The organism is Tautonia sp. JC769, from assembly GCF_040717455.1.
Taxonomy (GTDB): Bacteria; Planctomycetota; Planctomycetia; order Isosphaerales; family Isosphaeraceae; genus Tautonia.
The window spans coordinates 26,576-50,712 of record NZ_JBFEFH010000014.1 but is presented as its reverse complement, the minus strand read 5'-3'; the positions used below and the strand labels follow the sequence as shown (position 1 = coordinate 50,712).

Genomic DNA, 24,137 nt, shown 5'->3' with positions numbered 1-24,137 from the left:
ATCGAATTGCGTCCCCCATGAAGGTCGCGTAGACTTGGATCATCACGAGGGCGCATTCGAACGGGAAAGGATCGACTGCCGTGGCGAATGATCCGCAAGCGGTATGGGCCAGTCTTAATTTCGCCCGGACTGGGCGGCCGGGAAGGGTCCGAGGCGAAAATCGCGCCTCGGTCCTGCGGGTTGGATTGGTCGTGCTGGCCGTGCTGGCAGTCGGCTGCGCGGGAGAGCCCGACTCGGGCCGGCGGGGCACGGGACCCTACGAGGGCTCGGGGCCGATCCGGGTGGTCTGCTCGACCGGCATGGTGGGCGAGGTGGTGGGACGGGTCGGGGGTGATCGGGTCGAGGTGACGGCCCTGATGGGGGAAGGGGTGGACCCCCACCTCTACAAGCCGTCGCCGGGAGACATCCTCGCCCTGTCCCGGGCGGACATGATCGTGTTCTCCGGGCTCCACCTGGAGGGGAAGATGGGGGAGATCTTCGATCGGCTCGGGCGGAGCAAGCCCTCGGTCCCGCTGGCCGACGGGATCGCGGCGGGTTCGCTGCTGGAGACCAGCGGCGGGCAGGTCGACCCCCATGTCTGGTTCGATGTGAGCCTGTGGGCCGAGGTGGTCGATGCGGCCCGAGACGCCCTGGCCGGGTTCGACCCGCCGTACGCCTCGCAATACGCGCAGAATGCCGAGGCCTACCGCGATGAGCTGATCCGGCTCGACGCGGAGGTCCGGGGGCAGGTCGCGGCGATCCCCGAATCGCGGCGGTTGCTGGTGACCGCGCACGACGCGTTCGGCTACTTCGGCCGGGCGTATGGGATCGAGGTGCAGGCGATCCAGGGGATCAGCACCGAGAGCGAGGCCGGCGTCCACGAGATCAACGCGCTGGTCGATCTGCTGGTCGAACGGGGCGTGCCCGCCGTGTTCGTCGAGGCGAGCGTGAGCGACCGCAACGTCCGGGCCCTGGTCGAGGGGTGCGAGGCGAGGGGGCATCGGGTCCGGGTCGGGGGAGAACTCTTCTCCGATTCGATGGGTCCGGCAGGCACCCTTGAAGGGACGTATGTGGGAATGGTCCGGCACAACGTGTCAACAATCACGGAGGCGTTGCGATGAATTCCGCCTCGTTCCTCGATCGGGGTGACGCGGCCGCGAGCGCGACCGCCGCTCCAGACGCGGCCCCCCCTGCCCCGGTGCTCGACGTGCACGACGTGACGGTCGCTTATCAACGCAAGCCGGTCCTCTGGGATGTGGACCTGACGATCGAGGGGCCGTGCCTGGCCGGGATCGTCGGGCCGAACGGCGCGGGCAAGAGCACCCTGATCAAGGCGATCCTGGGATTGGTGCCGATGGCGAGCGGCTCGGTGCACTTGCTGGGCAGGCGGGTGTCGTCGCAGCGGCGGAAGATCGGCTACGTGCCGCAGCGGGAGAGCGTGGACTGGGAGTTCCCGGTCACGGTGCTCGACGTGGTCTTGATGGGGACCTACGGGCGGCTCGGCTGGTTCCGGAGGCCGGGGGCGGCCGAACGCTCGTGGGCGCGCGAATGCCTGGATCGGGTCGGTTTGCTGCACCTGGCCGACCGCCAGATCGGCCAGCTCTCCGGCGGCCAGCAGCAGCGGACCTTCCTGGCCCGGGCCCTGGCCCAGCGGGCCGAGGTCTACTTCATGGACGAGCCGATGGCCGGGGTCGATGCCGCCACCGAGGCGGTCATCTTCGACCTGCTGCGGGATCTCCGGGCCTCGGGGAAGACGGTCTTCGTCGTCCACCACGACCTGAGGACCGTCTCCGAGTATTTCGATTACACCATCCTGCTGAACATGCGATTAATTGCCCACGGGCCGACCCCTTCGACCTTCACGGCCGAGAACCTGCGCAAGACCTACGGCGGCCGGCTGGCGATCCTCGAGGCGGCGGGGGCGGCGGTCCAGGCGAGGGAACGGAGCGAGTGAGGCGAGCCGAGGGCACCTCAGCCGGCCGCACGCCCGAGCCACTGGCGGGCGATCGAGGCGAGCCGGGGGTGGCGCTCGGCCCGGTCGTGGAGCCAGCGGGCCACGTGCAAGGCCCTCGGGCCGATCTGCCGGTAGGTGTCGAGGCGATGGGTCAGGTCGGCGATCTGATGGGCATACCCGAAGATGTCGAAGTTGTCGGTCTGGTTGACCGGCACGCTCAGGAGGGGGATGAGGTGGGCGTCCTCGCCTCGGACATAGACGCGATTGATGCCGTCGAAGAGGGTGAAGTGGTAGCGGGCGGCCGAGAGGGCCGGCTCCCAGCGTTCCGGGGCCGACGATTCGACGATGAGCACCCGAGGCCGCCAGCGGTCCCAGTCGTTCCCGAGCAGGACCTCATACTCATGCGATTCGACGTCGACCTTGAGGAAATCGATCGCCTGGCCTGGCGGGACGTGGGCCTCGCAGACGGCGGCCAGGGTGGTGGCGGGCAGCTCGATTTCGCGGACGTCCTCGGGGCGGGCGCCGAACCATCCGGTGATCAGGTTCCGATCGACCGAGGGATGCGCGGCCCCTTCGGCCGTGTAGAGGCGGAGGGTGCCCTCGGAGTCGGAGAGGGCCAGGTTGAGGTTGATGTCATTGGGCCGATCGGCGACGAGGCGGGCGAAGGGGGCCGGGTCGGGCTCGATGTTGATGCCTCGCCAGCCGAGCTGCGAGAAATGCTTGGTGACCGAGCCGTCGACCGGGTCGTAGGCGCCGACGTCGATGAAGAAGCCGGCCGGCTGGCCGGCGAAGGCGCGACGGAGCAGGACGTCTTCGAAATTTCCGGCGTAGGAGACCATCCGCGGCAGCATGCGGTACAACCCTCCTGGCAAGGATCGATCGGGGTGGACGTCCTGTCTGATCGCGGACGATCGCAGGGGCGTACTCTCGCACGAGCCGGCGAAGGGGTCAATGCGAACCGGGGGGGAGGGGGAGAGGGGTCCGCGCGCAGAGACGCGGAGTCGCAGAGAAGAAGAGGAGGAGAGAGGGGAGGGGCTGGAGAGGGTACGGCGCGTGCCCTTGAGGCTCGGCGAGGAGGTATGGGGGGGGCCTGCCCGATGCGGGGTTCGCGTGACGCCTTCGGTGAGCGGGAGGCTGGGGCATGACGACATCATTCCTGACGTACAACACGCTGATCGTCTTGCTGGGGACCGGCCTGCTGGGGGCCAATGCGGGGCTCGTGGGGAGCTTCGCCGTCTTGCGGAGGCGGTCGTTGACGGGAGACGCGCTGGCCCATGCGGCCTTGCCGGGCCTGGCGCTGGCGTTCCTGGCGGTCGGCCAGCGGAACCTGCCGGCGATGCTGGCGGGGGCATTGGTGTCGGGCCTGCTGGGCGTGGCGGTGATCTCGGGCTTGCGGTCGCAGACGCGGGTGAAGGAGGACGCGGCCATCGGGATCGTGCTGAGCGTCTTCTTCGGCGCGGGGGTGGTCCTGAGCCGGATCGTCCAGAACACGCCGGGGGTCGGCAGCAAGGCGGGGCTCGACTCGTACATCCTGGGCAAGACGGCGGGGATCATCCGGCAGGACGTGTTCATCATCGGCGGGGTTTCGCTGGTGAGCCTGCTCGTGATCCTGCTCGCGTACAAGGAATTCAAGCTGACGGTCTTCGACCCCGACTTCGCCCGGGTGCAGGGCTGGCCGGTCTTGCCGCTGGATCTGCTCTTGATGGGATTGATCGCGCTGGCGGTCGTCTTCGGCCTGCCGATGGTGGGCGTGGTCCTGATGGCGGCCCTGTTGATCCTGCCGGCGGCGGCGGCGCGGTTCTGGACCGATCGGCTCGGCCCGTTGCTGGTGCTGGCCACGGCGTTCGGGCTGGTGATCGGCCTGATCGGCACGGCGTTGAGCGCCCGATACGCGGGGATGCCGGCCGGGCCGATCATCGTGCTGGTCGGGGCGTCGGTGTTCCTGCTCTCGGTGCTGGTCGCGCCGAGGCGGGGGGTGCTCGGTCGGGCGGTGGCGGCGTGGCGATTCCGGCGATCGCTCGATGACCGGGCGATCCTCCGCCGGCTTTACGACCTGGTCGAGCCCGACCTGCCGAACCTGAGGCCGATCGAAACGGCGGGGGAACTCGATCGGAACGGCACGAACCGGCGGCGCCGGGGGGCGATCCTGGCCCGCCTGGTCCGTCAAGGGGCATTGCGGGTCGAGCCGGATTCGGGGGGGACCGTGATGACCCTGACCGAGGACGGTTTGCGACGTGCCCGCGCCGTGGCCCGCGACCAGAGGCTCTGGGAGCAGTTCCTGCTGCACGCGCCGGAACTGGCGGGGACGATGGCGGATCTCTCGCAGGAGACGGCCGAGGTGCTGCCCCCCGATCTCATCGCCGAGCTGGAGCAAGGGCTTCGAGACACCGGCCGATTGCCCGATCCGGGGCCGAGGGGGCTGGCACCATGAGCACGCCATCGGAATCGAAGGCCCGTCCGGGGTGGCTGGCGGGGCGTCGCCTGGGAATCGCCTGGCTGCTGGCTGTTGCGGTCCCGACGGCATGGGCCCTGGCGGTCAGCGACGAGATCGGCCGCTGGACGATCGCGCTGGGGGTGCTGGCGAGCGTGCCGTGCGCGGTCCTGGGCTGTTACCTCGTCTTGCGGCAGTTGAGCCTGCTGGGGGACGCGATCAGCCACGCGGTCTTGCCGGGGATCGCGCTCGGATTTTTGCTGAGCGGGCAGTTGATCGGCCCGGCGATCGTGGCGGGGGCGATGGTGGTCGGCATCCTGACGGCGGTCCTGACCCAGTTGCTGAGCAGGCTCGGCAAGGTGCCGGAGGACGCGAGCCTGGGGGTGGTGTTCACGTCCTTGTTCGCGGCCGGGGTCCTGCTGATCACCCACGCGGCGAGCGACGTGGACCTGGACGCCGGATGCGTCCTGTACGGCCTGATCGAGCTGGCGCCGCTGGAGAGCAGTCCGATCGGCGGCATCGAGGTGCCGCGGTCGTTCTGGGGGCTGGGGCTGGTCGCGCTGGCGACGCTCGGGTTCGTGACCTTGCTGTGGAAGGAGTTGCTGCTCGTCTCGTTCGACGCCCCGCTGGCGACGGCGGTGGGGATCAACGCGACGGTGATCCATTACGCCTTGATGGCGATGGTCGCGGGGGTGACGGTCGCGGCGTTCGAGGCGGTCGGCTCGATCCTGGTCGTGGCCATGCTGATTGTTCCGGCGGCGACGGCCCACCTGCTGAGCGATCGGCTGCTGAGGATGATGCTGGCGGCCTCGGGGGTGGCGGTGCTCTGCTCGGCGCTCGGGTATCGGGGGGCGGTGGCCCTGAATTCGAGCGTGGCGGGGATGATGGCGGTCGTGGCGGGGGCTCTGTTCGCGTTGGCCGTGATCATGGCCCCCCACCAGGGGATGCTGGCCCGGGCGATCACCCGGCTCCGGCTGTCGCTCCGGATCGCCCGAGAGGACATTCTGGCCCGGCTCTATCGGGACGAGGAGCAGACCTCGCCGGTCGGGGACGAGGCCCCGGCTGCGGCGTCGGTCAGGACGCGATGGGTCGAGGCCCTGGCTCGCCGGCAATTGCGGCGCGGCGGGCTCGTGAGCGACTCCGCGTCCGGGCCGCCGACCTTGACCGACCTCGGCCGGGCCGAGGCACGCGAACTGGTCCGGGCCCACCGGCTCTGGGAGTCGTATCTGAGCACCCACTTCGACCTGCCTCCCGACCACCTGCACGACCCGGCCGAGCGGCTGGAACACTTCATCGGCCCCGGCCTCCGCGCCGAGCTGGACGCCGACCTCCAGGCCCCCGCCGCCGACCCGCATGGCCGGAGCATCCCGCCGGAGCGCCCCTGAGCGGGCCGAGGGGCGATCGGGGCCGGGCGGCCGGCAGGTGCTTGGCGACGCCCCCCTCAAGCCTTCCCAATCGGCTTCCAAGTCGCAAACCACCGAGAATCCAGAGTTTGCGCCGCTTAACATCTCGATGACGTTCGGTTGCCGATGTCGCGGTGAGGGTCGTAAAATCGACGAGAGGATTGGCAAGTCTTCGCCGACTCGCACGATGGTCACCGAGTGAGACACAACGGGGGTCGAGATGCGGCGCAACCGAGCAGCGGCGGGGGGAGCATGGGTCGCGGCGTTGGCGGCGGCCCTGATCCTGATCGGCTCGACGGACGAGGTCCGGGCGGATCAGGTCAAGATCCGAGGGGGGGGCACGCTCCAGGGCGCGGTCAAGCCGATCGAGGACCGCCCGGGGTATGTGGAGATCTACACGGCGACCGCGTCGCGGCCATACGTCTTCCGGCGCGATCAGATCGAGAAGATCGTGCCGGAAGCGTCTCCGATGGATGAGTACCTGAGGCGCCGGGCGACGATCGAGGAAAGCGCCGACGCCCATTTCGACCTCGGCCTCTGGTGCGAGGAGCAAGGGCTTTCGGGCCCGGCGTTGGTGCATCACGGTCGGGCCGTCGAGCTGGACGAGAATCATGCCTTGGCCCAGAAGAAGCTGGGCCGCGTCTTCTTCGACGGCCGCTGGATCACCTACGACGAGCGGCGGGAGCTGCAGGGGCTGGTCAAGCACGGCGGCCGATGGGTGACCCCGGAGGCGAAGGAAGACCTGAGCGAGCAGCAACGGATGTCGGAGTCTCAGGAGACCTGGGCGCGACGGCTCGATGTCCTGGTGAAGGCGTTCTCGGAAGGAACCCCCGTCGAGCGGGCCGAGGCCGAGCAGCAATTGAGACAAATTAACGACCCCGATGCCGTGGTGCCGCTGGTCAACCGGCTCGGCCGACAGGGGGTGGAGCTGAGGCTGATCCTCTCGCAGTTGCTGGGGACCATCGACGACCCGATGGCCGACTCGGGGTTGGTGCATCTGCTGATTCGGGAGGAGGATCGGCAGGTCCGGCTGTCGATGCTCAACGAGCTGGCGCGTCGGCGCGAGCCGACGGTCGTGCCGAAGCTGATCCGGGAGCTGGGCAAGTCTGATCCCGACCGCGTGGGGCGGGCTGCCTGGGCCCTGGCGGGCCTGGGGGCCACCGAGGCGGTGCCGAAGCTCATCCCGGCGCTCGTGAGCGTGCAGAAGCGGGTCGAAACGGTGCTGGTCCCGAGCGAGCCGGTCGGGGGAGGCATGGGGATGGGCGTCAACTTCGGGAGCGCGGGAGGCCCGGCCTTCGGCTTCAGCAGCGGCCCGAGCATCCCGGTGCTGACGGGCCCGGCCGTCGCGCCGGGGGCCATTGCGTTCGGCGTCCAGGCGGTCCCCGTCTTCCAGTATCAGGGTCAGGGGGGCGGTATGGTTGTCGGGAACGTGGGGGGCGTGGCCACCCCCGTGCCGCCTCCTCCGGTGCCTCGGCGCGTGGTGCGCCCGTATCAGCACCGCAATGTCGAGGTGCTGGCGGCCCTTGAGCGGTTGACCGGCACGAACCTCGGGTACGACGTCGCGGCCTGGAACCGCTGGCTGCGGACCGAGTTTCGCCCCCCGGCCGAGGAAGACCGGCCTGCCCGGCTTGTCCCGCAGCCGTAGCCGTCGCCTCGGGCGGCGGGCGACGGATCGGCCCGACCCCGGCCGGCAGCAGCCCACGCATCGGAGCATTCCCCGGTGTTCCGGCGTCGCGCGTCGAAGGGGGTGGTGGCCGATCCGTCGCCAGGCCCCTTCACGGGAGACCGATTCGAGCGTACACTCGAATCATGAATGGTTCATCGATGATTTCCGACGACGATCGCCGAGAGCGGCCCCATGTCGTGATTCTCGGGGCGGGCTTCGCCGGCCTGGCCGCCATGAAGGTGCTCGGCGGCAAGGCGGTCGACGTGACCGTCATTGACCGGACGAATCACCACCTGTTCCAGCCGTTGCTGTATCAGGTGGCCACGGCGGCCCTGAATCCGGCGGACATCGCCATGCCGATCCGCCGGATCGTCCGGCGATCGAAGAACATTCGTGTCCTGATGGGAGAGGTCCAGGCGATCGACCCGAGTCGGCGGGTCGTGACGCTCGACCAGGGGGAGATCCCTTATGATTTCCTGATCGTCGCGACCGGCGCGGGGCATTCGTACTTCGGCCATGACGAATGGGAACGGGATGCCCCGGGGCTGAAGAGCGTCGAGGACGCCCTGGAAATCCGCCGTCGGGTGCTCTCGGCGTTCGAGGTGGCCGAGCGGGAATCGGATGCGGGCCGACGCCGGGCCGCGCTGACCTTCGCCATCATCGGGGCCGGGCCGACGGGGGTCGAGCTGGCGGGCACGCTCTCGGAAGTGGCCCGGAAGACGCTCGCCCGCGACTTCCGCCGGATCGATCCGACCCAGGCCCGCATCCTGCTGCTGGAGGGGGGGCCCCGGGTGCTGGCGGCCTACCCGGAGGACCTGTCCGAATCGGCCTTGAAGCAACTGGAACGGCTCGGGGTCGAGGTGCGGCTGAACAGCAGGGTCACTCACATCGACGCCGAGGGCCTGAATATCGGCGACGAGCGGATCGATGCCCGCACGATGATCTGGGCCGCCGGGGTGGCCGCGTCTCCCCTGGCCAGGTGCCTCGGAGGGCCGCTGGACCGGGCGGGACGCGTGAAGGTGGAACCGGACCTGACGCTCCCCGGTCACAGCGAGGTCTTCGTGGTCGGGGACCTGATGGCCGCGTTCCAGGACGGGGAAATGATTCCGGGGGTCGCCCCGGCCGCGACCCAGGCCGGGCGATACGCGGCGCGGACGATTCTCGAGCAGCGATCGGGCAAACCTCGGAAACCGTTTCATTATGTCGATAAGGGCTTACTGGCGACGATCGGCCGGGCCTCGGCCGTGGCCAACCTGCGGGGCCTGAAGTTTTCCGGTTTACCTGCCTGGTTGCTCTGGCTGTTTGTGCATATCTTCTTCCTGGTCGGGTTCCGGAACCGAGTGCTGGTGATGATTCAATGGGCGTACTCGTATCTGACCTACGATCGCGGCGCCCGGCTGATTACGACGACCTGGCATGGACTCGGCCGGGAGCAAGACGAGGTGGACCGCTCGGGCAAGGACCTCCGCGTCGGCCAGCCCTGAGGCCCCGCCGTCGCCCCGCTCGTCGACCGATGGGAATTCAGATCAGTTCATTGGCCGATTGTTCTCTTCATCGGATAGGACGCGCATGGACGCTGATCACCAACGCCTGATTCGCCAGGTCCGCCAGCGACTCGAAGCGCTCACCCGAGCCGGTCTGGACCGGATTCCGCTGGGACCGCTTCCCGAGTTCCCGCCCGTCCAGGCCGCTCAACCCCTGCCTCAGGCGAATCGAGCCGAGGCGACCGAAGCCCCGCCGATCGATCGGCCGGAGCCGCAGGAGGCGCGACCGACGTTGCCGACCACGGCCCAGGGCCCTCGGCGCCGGCCGTCGCCTCCGAATCCGAAGACGGCGCCGGCCATCCCGACGATGCTCGGCTCGCTGTTCGACGAACCGGCCATCGCCGAGCCGGTCCTTCCGCCCGAGGAGCGGCCGGAGGCGCTTCGCGTCCTGGCCGAGGAGATCGCCGGGTGCATTCGATGCGAGATCCTTTGCGCCAACCGGACCAATACGGTTCCCGGCGAAGGGAACGCCACCGCTCGCCTGATGTTCGTGGGAGAAGGCCCCGGTCAGACCGAGGACGAGACCGGCCGGCCGTTCGTGGGCAAGGCGGGAAAGCTGCTCGACGACATGATCTCGAAGGGCATGGGCTTGAGGCGCGAGGACGTGTTCATTGCCAACATTGTGAAGTGCCGCCCGCCGAACAATCGTGATCCCGAGCCGGAGGAAGTGCGCAACTGCATCGGCTATCTGGAACGGCAGATCGCGATCATCCGCCCCGAGTTCCTGTGTCTGCTCGGGAAGCCGGCCGCCCAGACGTTGCTCAATACGTCGATGCCGATGGGCCGCCTGCGGGGCAAATGGCAACGGTACAAGGGGATTCCCACCATCGCCACCTGGCACCCGGCCTACCTGCTTCGGAACCCCTCGGCGAAGAAGGACACGTGGGAGGACTTGCAGATGCTGATGAAAGCCATGGGGATTCCGATCCAGAAACGGGGCGCGGGAGGCTGATCGGCGTGTGTTCACACGTCCCGATCCATCAATCGAGCACCTCCCCTGCCCCTTCGAGACGGCGGGGTCAGCTGGTCTGGACGGGGGCGAGCTGGCTCAAGGCGTCCTGGACCTGTTTCATCTTGATCGGCTTGACGAGCACGATCAGGCGGTCGTCCTCGGGGAGCCGGGGGGCGAGGTGTCCTTGCCGGGGGCCGAGCAAGACCAGGGCGTGCAGCTCATGGCCGTCTTCATGGGCCTTCTCGTGCATGTCGAGGAAGGCGTCGAGGGCCCGGCTCCCCAGGCCGTCGATGTCATAGATCACCACGTCGACCGGCGATTCGCGATAGCGCTCGGCGGCGATCTCGGGATCTCCGACGATCAGGACCCGATAGCCCATGCGAGAGAGGGTCTTGCGGAAGGCATCCTGGATCGCGTCTTGCGCTTCGACGCAGAGGACGCGACGCTGCTTGATCGCAGGAGCCTCGTAGGGTGATTCGGCGGGGGGGGCGTCCTCGGCAACGCCGAGCTCGAAGTCCTCATCCTCGGGCAAGGCTTCGTCGGGGGCGGGGGTCTCGCCGGCTTCGAGGGCAGCCCGGTCTTCCTCGCGGCGTCGCATGAAGAGGCGTTCGATGTCGAACTCCTCCTCGGCCTCGACCTCGGCCTTGGGAGCGGCCTGGCCGGTCATCTCCAGGTAATAGTCCTCGAGGTCGGCGACGACCTCCTTCATGTTCTGGTAGCGCTTGGTCAGGTCCATCTTCATCATCTTCTCGATGATGCGGGACAGCTCCGGAGCGGGAGCGTGGTCCATCTCGCTGATCGGCTTGATGGCGCCGAAACTGCGCTTGAGCATCTTGGCGAGGAAGTCGTCGGCCTCGACCTCGGGCAGGGGAAGCCGTCCGGTGATCATCTGATAATAGACGCAACCCAGGAAGTAGATGTCGGAGCGGGGGTCCCCTTTCTGGCTGCCGCAGGTGCGTTCGAGGGCCGAGTAATCGACCGTGCGCTGGCCGTGGGCCTGGGCCATCTTGCGCTCGTCCCCCTCGATGGTCGCCAGGCCGAAGTCGACGAGCTTCGCCTGCCCGCTGGAGCTGATCAGGATGTTCGTCGGCTTCAGGTCGCGGTGCGTCACCCCTTTGCTCAACGAGTGCTGCAGCCCGTGGGCGAGCCCGAGCATCAGGGGCATGGCCTCGGCCGGCTCGAGGCGGTGCCGGAAGCGGAGGAAGTCGCGGAGGTTCGAGCCTTCGACGAATTCCATGATCATGTAATAGCGATTGTCTTGCGCGCCGTAATCGTAGATGCGGACGATATTCGGGTGGACCAGCTTCATGCCGGCCTCGGCTTCGTGGTTGAAGCGTTCGACGGCTTCGGGGTCCTGGGTGAAGCGCTGGCGGAGCACCTTCACGGCGACCGGCTCGCCGGATCCTTGCTTCCGCCCGCGATAGACGCGGGCGAACGTCCCTTCGGCCAGGTGGAAGAGGACCTCGTGCCCCCCGTAGAAGAAGCCGCTGGCCTCTCCCTTGAGCAGCTTGTCGGCCTGCCAACTGGTCAGGAACTGCTTCCGCATCAAGGCTCGACGGATCGACTCGACCGAACCGTCTTGCGCGTCGATCCGGGCCTCGTTGGCCTGATCCCGAGAGATCAGCCCGAGCAGGGTCGCCCGCTCGAGCAGCATTTCCGAGTCGAAATCGGACATCGCGCAACATCCTGACTGGACACAGGCTATCGGTGGCCCCTGACCGGCCCAACGGTCCCAGGGCGGAGGACTTGAGCGCCGATGGAATCGAGTCTGACCAATCGCCGTCGGCGACGCAACCGACTCCCCCGCCGGCTTCGCAAGGCAGGGCGGGCGATCGTACCATGCCTCGCGATCGGCGAAGGCCCCCCAATCCGCCCGGGGAGGCCTCCCAGAGGGGGCAGGATTCGGCTCAACCGCCCACGACGTTACGGCGCATGGGGTCGACTGTGACGGGGGCGCCCGGCCCCCTCGGGGCGGTGACCCCGGCCACGATCAGGGCGATGGCGGGGACGACCGGGGCTCGCATCCTGAGATCGGTCCAGTAAAGGCTATGGACCAGGGCCAGCGAGAGCAATGCCAACGGGGCCGCGACCCGAGGCCATTGCCACGACGATCGCCGGAGCAGGCCCAGCCCGAGCAGGCCCCAGACCGGGATGGTCCAGGCCGCCGTCAGCCACCGGAGCCCTCGGCCGTAGACGGCCGAGGACGGGGCCACCGCCCAGAAGCGGCCGATCCGCTCGAGCGACGCCCGGGCCGCCTCGGCCGGGCGATCGAGCATGACCTGCACGGCTTGTCGGCGGAACCAGCGGTCGGCCTGAGGCTCCGGCATGCCGTCGGCCAGTCGGTTCACCTCGGCAAACCAGCGAGCCTGATTCGCCCCGGTCCAGACGGGCATCGAGCCTGCAAGTACGTCGTCATAATAGGCAGAGTTATTCGCCAGGTAGAGGGTATAGCCGCCGTGCGTGGTGGTCCAGACGGGGGAACCGAGGACCAGGGCGTTGCGGATGGCCCAGGGTGCCATGGTCGCGGCCAGCGCCGCCAGCATGATGCCGGCCCGGGACGCCCGGCGAGGCCATCGGCCCGGCGAGAGGATGGCCAGGGCCGCGACGATCAGGAGGGAGGCGGGGAGCAGGCTGGGACGACAGAGGGCGGCGAGCCCGGCGAGCAGGCCGGTCCGCAAGGCCCCGCCGATCGCCACGACGGGGCCGACCGACGCCAGCAGGGCCGCGACCAGGGCGGCCGCCAGGGGTTCGGTCATCACCCCCCGGGTCTGGGACGCGAGGACCGGGTCGATCGCCACGACGAGCATGGCCAGGGCCGTCGCCCTGTCGGGACATCCCCACCGGTGAGCCGCCAGGCCGGTCAGGGTGATGGCCGCCGCGCCGGAGATCAGGTGCAACGCGGCGACCCAGGCCGTCGCGGGCAGGCCGAGGCCGGCCACCCCCGGCGCCAGGGCGAGCGGATAGAGCGGGGGGCGGTACGCGGTCGGCCGATCGGCGATCCGGAAGCCCTGGCCGTCGGCCAGCGACCGGGCGAGCGGCAGATAGTTGTCGGGATCGCCCGGGGGTTCGAGGCGGAATGAGAGCATCAAGGCCGCCCGGAATGCCAGGCCGATGAGGAGAATCAGCGAGGCCACGGCGAGGAATCCGCGACGGGACTCGGAGCCGTGCTTCGATCTCAGCCGACTCACCGGAAGACCCCATCACGCGCCATCGAGGCGAAGGCGAACCCGACGCCCGCCAGCAGGCCGGCCACGTGTGCCGTGTTGGCGATCGGCCCGAGCAGATTGAAGGCACAGAGCACCAGCCAGGCCAGCAGGAGGATGACCGTCTGCGGATGCAGTTGCAGGCCCGAGTTCGGGTCGTACTTGCCCCGCATCCAGGCGTAGCCGAACAGGGCGTACAGCACCCCGGACATCCCCACGAACGGGCGATCGGGCCCCCGAGCCGTGGGGACCGTGAACAGGTCGGGCAGGAAGAACTGCGCCAGGTCGGAGAAGACCGCCGCGATCAGGAGGAGGACCATGTATTCCCCCCCCCTCCTCCGACGCTCGACGGCCCCGCCAAGCATCACGAGCATATACATGTTGAAGAACAGGTGGATCAGATTGCCGTGCATCAGGGTCGGGGTGATCAGGCGCCAGACCTGACCTTCGGCGATCGGTTCGAGCCCTCGGTTGGCGAGCTGCTGGTCTTCGGTGACATACCACTCGGAGAAATACAGCGCGTTTTGGAGGGGGGAGAGCGCATTGCCCCGATAGACGAACCAGTTGATCAGGAAGAGGGCGACGCAGACGGTGACCAGCCCCCGGGTGATCGGCCCGAGCGAGGCGGTGCCCCGGAGCCGGTTGCGGAGGTCGACCGTCCGGCGCTGGTAATCGCGTTCTTCCTTCTCCCGGCGGCGTCGAACGGCCTCGGCCTCGCGACGGGCGTCGAGATAGCGCGGCGCGTTCGGGTTTTCACGGAACTTGCGGAGTTCGTCGCGGGCCGGATCGAGCTGGTCTTCGCGATGGATCCAGATCGCGCAGTCGCCGGGACTCTCGACGATGCGAGAGGTGATGCCCAGCGTCAGCAGGTAATCGGCGAAGCGAAGGGCCTGCTCTTCGGGCAGCGAACCGATCTGGCGCATGAGTAACCGTCCTAACGACACACCGGGCTTTTTGTGGGTGCACCTATGGTAACGAAATCCCCGGTCGGGGGCCAATTCATCGCGAGGAAAGGACGCGTGAGGGGTCCCCTCCGTGGCCGCGGCGATTGTGCTTTGCTAAGGTAGAGCCCTCGAAACCGGACCCGTCCCGATTCCCCACCATGCCGAGCGATCGAAGTCCAATGCCCGACCGGCCCCGCATCTTCATGATGACCCACATGCACGAAGACGGCATGAACCTGCTCCACGAGGCCGGCGAGGTCGTGATGACCTCGTCGCTCGATCCCGAGATCCTGCACCGCGAGGTCGCCGGTGCCGACGCGATCGTCACGCGGACCTACGGCCGGATCGACGCGGCCTTGATGGACGCCGCCGGCCCGCAATTGAAGGTCGTCGGTCGGCACGGCGTCGGGGTCGATCACGTCGACGTGCCCGCCGCGACCGAGCGGGGCATCCTCGTCGTCTCGACCCCCGGCGCGAACAAGGAGGCCGTGGCCGAGCACGTCTTCGCGTTCATGATCGGCCTCTCGAAGCACTTCCCCCAGCAGATGATCGCCCTGGAGGAAGGGCGGTTCATGGACCGGACCAAGTTGATGGGCCGAGACATCCAGGGGAAGACGCTCAGCATCGTCGGCTTCGGCAACGTGGGGCGGGTCGTCGGTCGGATCGCCCGGACGGCCTTCTCGATGCGGGTTCTTTATAACGACATCGTGCCCGCGCCGACCGAGGTCGAGGCCGAGGCGGGGGCGACCCGCGTCGACTTCGAGACGGCGCTGCGCGAAGGGGATTACGTGACGATGCACGTCCCCCTCGATGACAGCACCCGGGGGATGATCGATCGCAAGGCCCTGGCACTGGTGAAGCCCGACGCCATCCTGATCAACACGTGCCGAGGCCCGGTCGTCGAGGAGGAGGCGGTCGCCGAGGCCCTCGACGAGGGACGCCTCTGGGGCTACGGGGCCGATGTCTTCGCCGAGGAACCGCCGCCGGATGACCACCCGCTGATCGGCCGGCCCGACGTGATGCTCACACCTCACAGCGCGGCGCAGACGATCGAGAGCCTGAAGAACATGGCGACCTGGGTGGCCGAGGACGTGGTGCGGGTGCTCCGCGGCGATGCTCCCTTGCGCCCCTACAACGACCCGGACACCGTCGCGGCCAACCGGGCGAAGCGGGCTGGTGCGACGGTGTGACGATGCTCGATGAGTATGAGTGCGATCGGGCCTGCTCGTTCACTGTCCCGCGCGGAACGGGACGGAAACCGGCTGCCCTTGCACCGTGGCGTTGATCGTCCCGAAGAAGGGGTCGAACACATAATCCCCGGGACTGGAGGCGAAACGGGCGTCGCCCCCGCCGGGAGTCAGGACAATGTTCGTGGCCTCCCCTCCAGGGAGGGCCAGATCCACCGAGACGTCGGTCGGGACCGGAGCGAGCGGAGTGTTTCCCTCCGGCCCCGCGTAGAAGTAGGCCACGACGCGGGCCTGGGCGCCGACCTGCTCGGTGGCGACCTCGACCGAGCCGCCGTCATCGGGGAGCGCCACGAGCGGCCCGTCATGGGGGCCGAAGATCGGGTTGTCTTCCGGGTTGATTTTCACCTCGCGAGGGCCGCCGCAACCGGCGAGCACGCACGCGATCAGGGCGAATCGGATCGCTCGGAATGGACAGATCGGATGCAACGCGGGCATGAGGGGGTTCATCTCGGGAAAGGGCACCAGGGATTGGTCAGCACCGACGCCCGGCCAGGATCGATCCTGGGCCGGGCGTTGCCGTGGCCGGAACCTCGGACGACCGAGAGGGGCCAGACGCTCAATACTGGTCGGCGCTGATGACCTCGCCACCGTTGCGGGTGCCGAGCGCCCGCCAGGTGAAGACGTCGACGGTGCCCTTGACGAACTTGACCGAGCCGTCGCCGAGCAGCACGTTGACGCCGCCCGGGTGGTCGCTCCGGGCCGAGACGATGGCATGCTCGCCCGGCACGTCGGCGATGGCGCTGGCCATGCCGCAGTCCTGCCCCTTCCAGTTCGGCGGGGCGACGTGGTTGTAAAGCGACCCGGAGTAGGCGGCCGTGGGCCAGCCGTTCACATAGTCGCTGCCGTCGAGGAACCGCCCCATCGAATTGAAGTGGAAGCCGTCGGGAGCGGGGACGTAGCCGCCGCACGCCTGGAAGTGGAGGTCGCGATCGGCCTCGGACACCGCGGTGGTCTGCCGCTGGGGAGAGGTGATCATGTCGGCCGCGGTGGGAGGGGTGGTCGCGAGGTTGGCGCCGCTCCCCTTGACGCGCTCGGAGAAGACCGCGGTATTGCTCAGGCCATCCTTGAAGTCGGCCACGCGGAGGGCGGAACCGTAGGTGAAGGCCCCGTTGCCGGGGGCGGTGCGTTCGGCGTTGTTATCCCAGGTCGCCGAGCCGCCGTGGGTCAGCGAGCCGCCGAAGTTGTAGCGATAGTTGTTCTCCCCCACGACTCGCCCTGTGTTCGCGTCGGAGGGGCAGATGAACACATTGAAGGCGATCGAATAGGCGGTGAAATTCGGGTTGGAGACCACGCCCCCCGTGGTCAAGCGGTTGGCGGTCGCGACCGAGAAATTCATGGCGCTATAGGCGTTGGTCTGCTCCATGAAGTTCAGCAGGTGGGCATGGACGGCGATATTGCCGGTCCAGTTGCCCGGCACCGAGGCGTAGCTGGTGTACCGAGACGTGACGGGGTTGCCGGCCGAATCGGTCCGATCCGGCTGGAGCCGGCCGGGGGGGAAGGCGTTGTGGCTGCTCTCGTAGTTGGCCAGCCCGAGCCCGATTTGCTTGAGGTTGTTCGTGCACTGGGCGCGTCGGGCCGCCTCTCGGGCCGACTGCACCGCCGGCAAGAGCAAGGCGATGAGCACGCCGATGATGGCGATCACCACGAGCAATTCAATGAGCGTAAAACCGCGACGATAGCCGGAACGATCGCTGGAGGACATCAATCCTGGAACCTCGAAGGGTTGAGCGGGGCTCAAGATCATGATGGGAGATCGGGCATACGACGCCCGAGGTCAGGAGAGGGAGGAGGCCGGGGCGATCGTCCTTGACCGCGATCTCAGGTCGCGAACATTGTAAACGTCGAATCCAGGAGAGGTGATGAAAATTATGTGAATTCACACGAGCCGCGGTCAATTCCCCTCCCCTCTCGACGATCTTTGTCAACACGTGCGCTTGCCCCGGTCCTACAATCGATGGGTCGCGGGAATCCGGCCCGGCAGCCGGCGAGGGCTTCTCGGGGAGAGGTGCGGAAGTGGCTGGCATTGAAGGTCTCCTGCAAGACAACCCGAGAGTCCGGGTCGTTCGGCCCGGCGAGCCGGCGCCTGCAGGGTCGTGCGTCGTCTACTGGATGCAACGCTCGCAACGAGCGGAGGACAACCCGGCGCTCGACCTGGCCATCGCGCTGGGCAACGCCCTGAACCTCCCCGTCCTGGCCGCCTTCGGTTTGACGGCGGATTATCCCGGAGCCCAGCGTCGGCATTACCGCTTCCTGCTCGACGCCATGCCCGAAATCGAGCAAGGGCTGAAGGCCCGCGGCGTGCCGTTCGTCCTGCGGCTTGGCTCGCCCGACGACGTCATCGCCTCGCTCTGCCAGGAAGTCTCGCCCGCGGTCCTCATCGGAGACGAGAACCCGCTGAGGGTCGGCCGACACTGGCGAGACCGCGTGGCCGAGTCGGTGGACCTCCCGTTCCGCTGCGTCGATGGCGACGTGGTCGTGCCGTCGTCGCTCTTCCCGAAACAGGAATACGCGGCGCGGACGATCCGGCCGAAGATCCATCGGGTCTGGGAGACGTACCTCCAGCCGTTCGGGCCACCGAGCGTCGCGAACACCTCATGGCGAGGCCGTCGGCGGCCCCGGGGCGAGGCGATCGACCCCGAAGCCCTGCTGAAGGCGTTGAACGTCGGCGGCATCGGCGAGGTGCCGGGATATCGCGGCGGATCTCGCGAGGCCCGGGCTCGCCTGGATCGGTTCGTCAGCGATCGCCTGCCGCGCTATGCGACCGCTCGGAACGAGCCGACCCCGTACATGACGAGCGAGTTGTCGGCGCACCTGCACTTCGGCCACATCAGCCCGATCACCTGCGCCCTGGCGGCGAGGGACAGCGGCGCCGCTCAGGAGCACATCGACGCCTACCTGGAAGAATTGATCGTCCGTCGCGAACTCGCCATCAATTTCGCCTCCCACAACCCGAACTACGACCGGCTGGAGGGCTGCCCCGAGTGGGCGCTCAAGACCCTGGCCAAGCATGCCAAGGACCCTCGCCCGCACCGCTACTCGGCCCAGGAGCTGGAGGCGGGGGAGACCCATGACCCGCTCTGGAATGCCGCACAACGGGAGATGGTGCTGACCGGGCGCATGCACAATTACCTTCGGATGTACTGGGCCAAGAAGATCCTCGAATGGAGCGCCGACGCCGAGACCGCTTTCGACATCGCCCTCGACCTGAACGACCGCTACGAGATGGACGGACGGGACCCGAACGGCTACGTCGGCGTGTCGTGGGCGATCGGCGGCACGCACGACCGCCCCTGGCCCGAGCGGCCGATTTTCGGCACCGTTCGCTTCATGAGCTATGAAAGCACGCGGAAGAAATTCGATTCGCAGGGCTACATCCGCCGCGTGCAGTCGCTCGAATCCTGATCGGACGGGGCGGTCAAACCGGCCCGGCCCGACACGCCCCGCCCGATGCCGAGGTTCGGCGAGGTCAGTCCTCGGGCCAGAGGGCGTTGATCTCCTCGACCGTGCGCTCGACCAGCTCGTCGCCCCCCTCGGGGCCGACCTTGCTGCTCTGGACGATCGCGCTGTATCCGCCCCCCCGGACCGCGAAGGGGGTGGGGAGGTACGACCCCGGCCCGGCGAGCTGGATCACGAACGTCTGCAGGGCGGGGCTGCGGGCCTTCATCCGGATCCCGTACTCGGTGAACAGTTCGAACGGGTTCGTGGCGATCGCCACGTCCCCGAGCCGGATGACGTGCAGCTCCATCTCATACGGGGCGACGGCACCGGCCTTTTGCTCCTCGAAGCGGTCGAGCACCGACTGCTGCCAGAGCATCCGGCGCTTCTGGGCCGGGTCGGCGGAAAGCGACTCCACCTGCCGGGCCGCCTCTGCCGCTTCCTCGTCCGTGACGCGTCGGGCCGGGAGTTCGAGGGACTTGACCGTATGGACCAAGCGCGGATCGGTGACGATCTCTTGACGGGCGCCTTCGTACGCCTCTTCCCAGGCGAGGACGACCCGGCGGGCGATCTCGTCGAGCCGATCGAGGCCGCGGAGCCTCCGCATCCGTTCCTCGGCCTCCTTGCGGATCATGAGGTGGGGCGACTGGTCGCCGGCGGCCCCGATCCATCCGAGGATGGCAAGGTCGTCTCCGTGGCGTTCGCGGAGCTGCTCGCGCACGGAATGCCAGAAGTCGGCGTTCACGGCCGACCGGCTTTCGACCTCCTGCGCGGGGCAGGCGACGTTGATGGCCGTCGCGATCAGGCGTTCGTCCTCGTCCCAGAAGAACAGGACCTCGACGCCGTGGTCTTCGTAGCCCTCGATCCCGACGAAGTCATCCTGATCGGTGCGGCCATACATGACGGACCGACCATCGGCATAGACCGACCGACGATTCTGGGCAACGACGGCATGGCCCAGTCCCCAGCCGACTCCAGCGGGCCGACGGGCCTGCCAGGCCTCGCACGAGGCCTCGACGATGCGATCGACGAGGAAGGCGACGTACTCGGCGGGGGAGATGATCGTGCCGTCATCGGGCAGGTCGAAGCGGCCTTCTTCCATCACCGGGGCCGTGTGGGTGTGGGTGGCGCTCAGGACGAGCTTCGTCGGGTCGAAATCGGGGAGACGATCCTCGAGCTGCTCGCGGGCGTGCTCGATGATCCCTTCCCGGATGGCGACCAGGTCGCAGGAGACGAGGATCGCCTGATCGACGACCGTGTCTCCCTCCCGCGATTCCAATGCGAGGGCGGTGGCCGTGACGGGGCTTTCCACGTCCCGGGCAATGCGGGTCGTCATCTGCCCGGAGAGCGGGACGGGACGATCGGGCGTGATGCTGGTGGTCGCCGTGCCGACCCGAAGCTCTCCCGCGAGCCCTTGCCGAGGGAGGGTGCCCAGGAATCCGGCCGCCAGCAGGGCCGGAATCACCGCGATCCACGTTCGAACGGTTCGACCTGTTGCATGTCGCATGAGGATGTTCTCCCGAGTGCCAATGCGAACGGGCGGCCGAGGCAGGCACCTCGACTCGCCCGATGACCTCAGGGGCACCAGTATCGAGCAGAGCGGAAGGGGACCGCAAGGACGCAGCAAGCCCTTGCGTCACGCCCCAGTCCGCGATCAGGGCAAGGTGGAATAGATCACGATATTGGCCGCGATCCGCATGGCGCTTTCGTGCGTGTACCCCTTGCAATCAAGCCCTTGCTGGCGTTCGAGGGCGCAGCCGATGTCGTAAGGCGAATAGATGATCGCCCAGTGACCGTCGATCTTGACCCCTTCCAGACGAGGTCGGTCCTGACCGCCGCCGGCGGCCTTGGTGTACTGGACGTCCGACAGGTCGAAGCCGACCCGGGTGGTGTAGAGGTCGTCGTCCGGGGGGATGACCTCGAGCTCCTTGCCGGGGAGCAAGGTCTCGACGAAGCGCCGGAAGGCCGCGTCGAAGGCGGGGCTGCCGCAGGCGGCATCGGCGAAGAAGGTCCCGCCCCCGGGGTCGAGGTGGGCGCGCAGGGCGTCGACATCCGCGTCGGACATGTTGAAGGCGGCATTGCCGTGGACATATACCAGGGGGAAATTGATCAGATTCGGATCGGTCGGCAGCAGGTCGCGGTGATTGATCACCACGTCGTAACCGACCCGCTCGCGGAGGATCGTCGTCAGGTTCGGGATCGACAGCGGGGCGACGTTCCAGCCGCCGGCGTGCCGCAGCTTGGCGATCTGCAAGGCCCCCCGCCGCGGCAGTTCCAGCTCGAAGTCGATCACCTCTCGGGGCACGAGCTTGTCGGGCGGCGGCTCGCGACCGGTCGCATAATCGATCACGTTCTCACCGATCCGGGTCGCTCGCAGGACGGCGGGGTTGTCCGGCTGGGCCGCCATGAAGTTCCAGAACCCTGACAGGTCCTTGGGGCTGTAGACGAGGACGGTTCGGCATCCCAGGTCGATCCCCCAGAGCGGCGCGACATCGGGGCTCAGTTTGTGCCTCGACCGATAGATCGGGTGATCTTCGGTCAACGGCTTCAATTCGTAGCCCTGCTCGGAGGGGAAGATCTCCTGCACGAGGGCCTTGAAGCCGCGGTCGTGCTCGGCCAGGCCGCAGCAGGCCTCGGCGAACAGGAAGCCGCCCTGCTCCACGTACGAACGGAGGTTCGCCTTGCCATCCTCTCCCATGCCGATCGGCTCGTGATAGTTCAGGAAACAGACGGGAGCTTGCAGCAGTGATTCGACCGAGGAGAAGTCGGGATTGACCGACTGCCAGGTGAGCAGCGTGCCCCAGTCCTCGGCCACGGCCTCGACCAGGTTCCGGACCCCCTCGCGGTGGATGTCCCAGTTGTCCCCGACGCCGTGCCGGAGGTTGTTGATCAGGACCGGGGCCCGGCCCTTCGACAGGAACAGGAGGGCGAAGCTGGTGGTGATGACCGGGCTGTCCTCGCCGGCGTTCCTCGGCCAGTTGCCGAGCAATTTGTCCTGGAGCTGGACCAGCTCCTCGGCCCCCTCGACGTACCAATCGTGGCTGCCGAAATAGCGCTGGCCGCTCAATCGGCCGGCCCGTTCCAGGCCGTAGAGGTAGTAGTATTTCCAGGTCATCCCGCGTCCGAGGTTCGTGTCGACGCGGAAGTTGGCCCCCATCCAGTCGAGGGCCCGCTGGATGTTCGGGTTGATGCCCCCTTCGCCGCAATTGCGGATCTCGTCGCCGACCAGGAGTTCGCGGCTCTGGATGCGACGCAACCCGGTGATGACCAGGCTGGAGATCCCGGCGGTGGTCATGCTGGCGGTCACGGGATTATTGGGGGTCATCGTGTACCCCCAGCCGCCGCTCAGCCGCTGCGATTGCTCCCAGTACTGTCGGGCCAGTTGCCAGACCCGATCGTCGACGGGGATGCCGACCTCGGCCGCGGCGTTCAGGCCGAGCAGGGCGTACTGCGCATTGGAATTGTCGGCCGACTGCCCCTTCTGGATCGTGTACGACCAGGCGCCGACCCCATCAACCCGGTCTTCCGGGAGGATCTGGGCGCCTTCGAGCCACTTGACGTTCTCGTTCAGCCGGACGCGGTAGCGGTCGGGATCGGCCGCGGCGAAGGCCATCGTCTGCAGGGAGACGGTGTAGACCTGGCCCAGGCGCCTGGCGGAGTATTGCTCCAGGAATGCCAGGGCGTTGACGATCGTGGGGTCGTCGGGCGGGACCCCGGCCGTCATCAGGGCGAGGGCGGCCAGCGAGGTCGTCCCGGTTTCGTACCGGGGGTTGAATTCCGGCCACGAACCGTCGGCTCGCTGTTCCCCCTTGAGGAAGCGAATCCCGTCCCGGATCGCCTGCTCCACCTGCTCCGAAGTCACCTGTGCCCGCGCCGGGGTCGTCGGGCAGAGGCCCCCCCCGATCAGGAAGGCCACCAGGAGCAGCCCGATTCCTCGAAGACTGGAACCTCGCATGACCGCGTGACCTCCCTGCAGGATCGACCCGAGCGCCTCACTGACAACTGTCCAAGTGTAGACGCTCGCGACCGAGGGGTCAACGTCCGGTGCGAGCCGGATCGGCGTCGATCATGGTTCCCGGTCTCGCGATGCCGTCAGGGTCGGGGGAGGAGCCATGCCGTCGAGCGGGATCCGGAGCGGGATCGGCGTGCGATCCCGCAGGGTCTGGACGAGCAAGGAGGCCCCCCCATCGACGAACGCCGGGGCGTGATTCAGGCAGGAATCGGCCAGGATCCGGCCGCGGGTCGCCTCGGCGATCGGGATGCCGGTCTCCGGGTCGAGCCGAATCGGCAAGACGCGGAGATAGAGGTCTTCGGGGGTCCCCTTCCAGCTCAGGTATGCCAGGCAAAGCGTCCCGTCGCCCCGGACGCCGAGCGAGGGGCGACGCCGGCTGACGTCGAGCCCGGCCGGGTCGGGACGGGTGATCGGCCCGCAATCGATGATGCGCTGCTCGTCGTCGCTGAGCCGGAGCCACCAGATCTCGTAATGGTCCGCGCGGTCTCGATCGCCCTGAGGGCGCCGGGTCATGACGGTGGCGATCAGGAGATCGGGGTCCAGGAGCCGATCGGGGCGCATGACATCGATGAGCTGGAGGTCCTCCGTCCCGGGTGAGTCGAGATCCCAGCGGACCGGGTTGAGGCCAAGTCCGCTGGAGCCGGCGATCGGCTCGAAATCGTAGCGATACAGATTGCCGTCCCCCGACACGAACAGGACGCGGGCCGTGGTTCCGGCCCCCCAGCAGGGAGGCGAGACCGGGTAATGATCGAGGGAGACGCGATCAAGCACGTCCCCTGAGGGGATCGCCACGCGGGTGAGGCCGCATTGTTTCAGCCCCAACTCCGGGTCGATCACCTTCCATCGGCCGGCCACGTGGACCTGATCCCAGGCATCGACCCAGGGAGAGCTGCTCGCCAAATCCACCCCCTCCCGGGGGCCGAGCGGCAGCGATCGCATCGACCCGCCGGTCAGGTCGAACAGGTGCAACCCCTCGTTCACCGCCCCCCGATAGCACGTGGACACGCCGAGGAAGTGGGTCGAACAGGGGCTCCTCCCGAAACCGTCGGGGGAGAATTTGCCGAGGCCAATCGCGCCGATCGAGAGGAGAATGGCCATCATCGAGGCGAGCCGAATCATCGAATGAACCGTTCGAAGCATGAAAACCACTCGTAGCTGACGAGGCGGGGTTGGGGCAGGGTCCGCTGCAGACACCGCGAGCGGAGTGCGATGCGGGAAAGCACATTGAGGTTCGCCCGTCCCTCGCGGAGGAGCGCGGGGAACAGGCAAAGGGCCCGGCGCACTGCCCGGGGAGTGACGGGCAGCCGACCTGGCAGGCGGGAGGGTCCGCGATCAGGCCGATTCCGTTGGCCCAATCGGGGAGAAAC

At 68.0% G+C, this 24,137-nt stretch carries 18 protein-coding genes; 9 read left to right on the top strand and 9 right to left on the bottom strand.

Annotated elements, in window-relative coordinates:
• The first annotated feature begins 191 nt into the window (after positions 1-191).
• Both AB1L88_RS14865 and AB1L88_RS14860 read left to right on the top strand, forming a co-directional pair.
• Positions 192-1,100, top strand: a complete 909-nt coding sequence (locus AB1L88_RS14865; RefSeq protein WP_367097459.1) for a zinc ABC transporter substrate-binding protein — start codon at positions 192-194, stop codon at positions 1,098-1,100.
• The gene (locus tag AB1L88_RS14860; RefSeq protein WP_367097458.1) at positions 1,097-1,933 is read left to right on the top strand and encodes a metal ABC transporter ATP-binding protein; all 837 of its coding nucleotides are present in this window, start codon (positions 1,097-1,099) and stop codon (positions 1,931-1,933) included. Before AB1L88_RS14865 ends, AB1L88_RS14860 begins: the two co-directional genes overlap by 4 nt.
• Positions 1,934-1,950: 17 nt before the next feature.
• On the opposite strand, the gene AB1L88_RS14855 is transcribed toward AB1L88_RS14860, so the two are convergent.
• Positions 1,951-2,784, bottom strand: coding sequence for an FkbM family methyltransferase (locus AB1L88_RS14855; protein WP_367097457.1), 834 nt, complete (start codon positions 2,782-2,784; stop codon positions 1,951-1,953).
• A gap of 290 nt (positions 2,785-3,074) precedes the next feature.
• On the opposite strand from AB1L88_RS14855, the gene AB1L88_RS14850 reads away from it, so the two are divergent.
• The 5 genes from AB1L88_RS14850 (at position 3,075) to AB1L88_RS14830 (ending at position 9,929) form a co-directional block, all read left to right on the top strand.
• Positions 3,075-4,364 (top strand): iron chelate uptake ABC transporter family permease subunit, encoded by a 1,290-nt coding sequence (locus tag AB1L88_RS14850; RefSeq protein ID WP_367097456.1) that lies wholly within the window; start codon positions 3,075-3,077, stop codon positions 4,362-4,364.
• Positions 4,361-5,749, top strand: a complete 1,389-nt coding sequence (locus tag AB1L88_RS14845; protein WP_367097455.1) for a metal ABC transporter permease — start codon at positions 4,361-4,363, stop codon at positions 5,747-5,749. The genes AB1L88_RS14850 and AB1L88_RS14845 overlap by 4 nt, the downstream gene beginning before the upstream one ends.
• 238 nt (positions 5,750-5,987) lie before the next feature.
• Positions 5,988-7,412: a HEAT repeat domain-containing protein gene (locus AB1L88_RS14840; protein WP_367097454.1), complete on the top strand. Its 1,425-nt coding sequence runs from the start codon at positions 5,988-5,990 to the stop codon at positions 7,410-7,412.
• A 179-nt stretch (positions 7,413-7,591) separates the two neighbouring features.
• On the top strand, positions 7,592-8,917 hold the full coding sequence (locus AB1L88_RS14835) for an NAD(P)/FAD-dependent oxidoreductase (protein ID WP_367097453.1): 1,326 nt from the start codon (positions 7,592-7,594) through the stop codon (positions 8,915-8,917).
• Positions 8,918-9,002: 85 nt separating this feature from the next.
• Positions 9,003-9,929: a uracil-DNA glycosylase gene (locus AB1L88_RS14830; protein ID WP_367097452.1), complete on the top strand. Its 927-nt coding sequence runs from the start codon at positions 9,003-9,005 to the stop codon at positions 9,927-9,929.
• Between the two features lie 67 nt (positions 9,930-9,996).
• On the opposite strand, the gene AB1L88_RS14825 is transcribed toward AB1L88_RS14830, so the two are convergent.
• The 3 genes from AB1L88_RS14825 to AB1L88_RS14815 form a co-directional block, all read right to left on the bottom strand.
• Entirely contained in the window at positions 9,997-11,604 is a 1,608-nt protein-coding gene (locus tag AB1L88_RS14825; protein ID WP_367097451.1) for a protein kinase, read from the bottom strand.
• Positions 11,605-11,836: 232 nt separating this feature from the next.
• Entirely contained in the window at positions 11,837-13,063 is a 1,227-nt protein-coding gene (locus AB1L88_RS14820; RefSeq protein ID WP_367097450.1) for a dolichyl-phosphate-mannose-protein mannosyltransferase, read from the bottom strand.
• 50 nt (positions 13,064-13,113) lie between these two features.
• The gene (locus AB1L88_RS14815) at positions 13,114-14,055 is read right to left on the bottom strand and encodes a rhomboid family intramembrane serine protease (RefSeq protein WP_367097449.1); all 942 of its coding nucleotides are present in this window, start codon (positions 14,053-14,055) and stop codon (positions 13,114-13,116) included.
• 200 nt (positions 14,056-14,255) lie between these two features.
• Here AB1L88_RS14815 and AB1L88_RS14810 point away from each other — a divergent pair, with 200 nt between their 5' ends.
• A complete protein-coding gene (locus AB1L88_RS14810) occupies positions 14,256-15,266 on the top strand; it encodes a hydroxyacid dehydrogenase (protein ID WP_367097448.1) in 1,011 nt (336 codons plus the stop codon).
• Positions 15,267-15,305: 39 nt separating this feature from the next.
• Here the strand turns inward: AB1L88_RS14810 and AB1L88_RS14805 are convergent, their stop codons facing one another.
• Together AB1L88_RS14805 and AB1L88_RS14800 are read right to left on the bottom strand one after the other, a co-directional pair.
• Positions 15,306-15,758 (bottom strand): hypothetical protein, encoded by a 453-nt coding sequence (locus AB1L88_RS14805; RefSeq protein WP_367097447.1) that lies wholly within the window; start codon positions 15,756-15,758, stop codon positions 15,306-15,308.
• Between the two features lie 121 nt (positions 15,759-15,879).
• Positions 15,880-17,025, bottom strand: coding sequence for a DUF1559 domain-containing protein (locus tag AB1L88_RS14800; protein WP_367097446.1), 1,146 nt, complete (start codon positions 17,023-17,025; stop codon positions 15,880-15,882).
• Between the two features lie 311 nt (positions 17,026-17,336).
• On the opposite strand from AB1L88_RS14800, the gene AB1L88_RS14795 reads away from it, so the two are divergent.
• The gene (locus AB1L88_RS14795) at positions 17,337-18,725 is read left to right on the top strand and encodes a deoxyribodipyrimidine photo-lyase (protein ID WP_367097445.1); all 1,389 of its coding nucleotides are present in this window, start codon (positions 17,337-17,339) and stop codon (positions 18,723-18,725) included.
• Between the two features lie 64 nt (positions 18,726-18,789).
• Here the strand turns inward: AB1L88_RS14795 and AB1L88_RS14790 are convergent, their stop codons facing one another.
• The 3 genes from AB1L88_RS14790 to AB1L88_RS14780 form a co-directional block, all read right to left on the bottom strand.
• Positions 18,790-20,265: a hypothetical protein gene (locus AB1L88_RS14790; RefSeq protein WP_367097444.1), complete on the bottom strand. Its 1,476-nt coding sequence runs from the start codon at positions 20,263-20,265 to the stop codon at positions 18,790-18,792.
• A gap of 147 nt (positions 20,266-20,412) precedes the next feature.
• Positions 20,413-22,713 carry a DUF4159 domain-containing protein gene (locus AB1L88_RS14785; protein ID WP_367097443.1) on the bottom strand — a complete coding sequence of 767 codons (2,301 nt, stop codon included), beginning with the start codon at positions 22,711-22,713 and terminating at the stop codon, positions 20,413-20,415.
• Between the two features lie 111 nt (positions 22,714-22,824).
• Positions 22,825-23,910, bottom strand: a complete 1,086-nt coding sequence (locus tag AB1L88_RS14780) for a hypothetical protein (RefSeq protein WP_367097442.1) — start codon at positions 23,908-23,910, stop codon at positions 22,825-22,827.
• Positions 23,911-24,137: the final 227 nt, after the last annotated feature.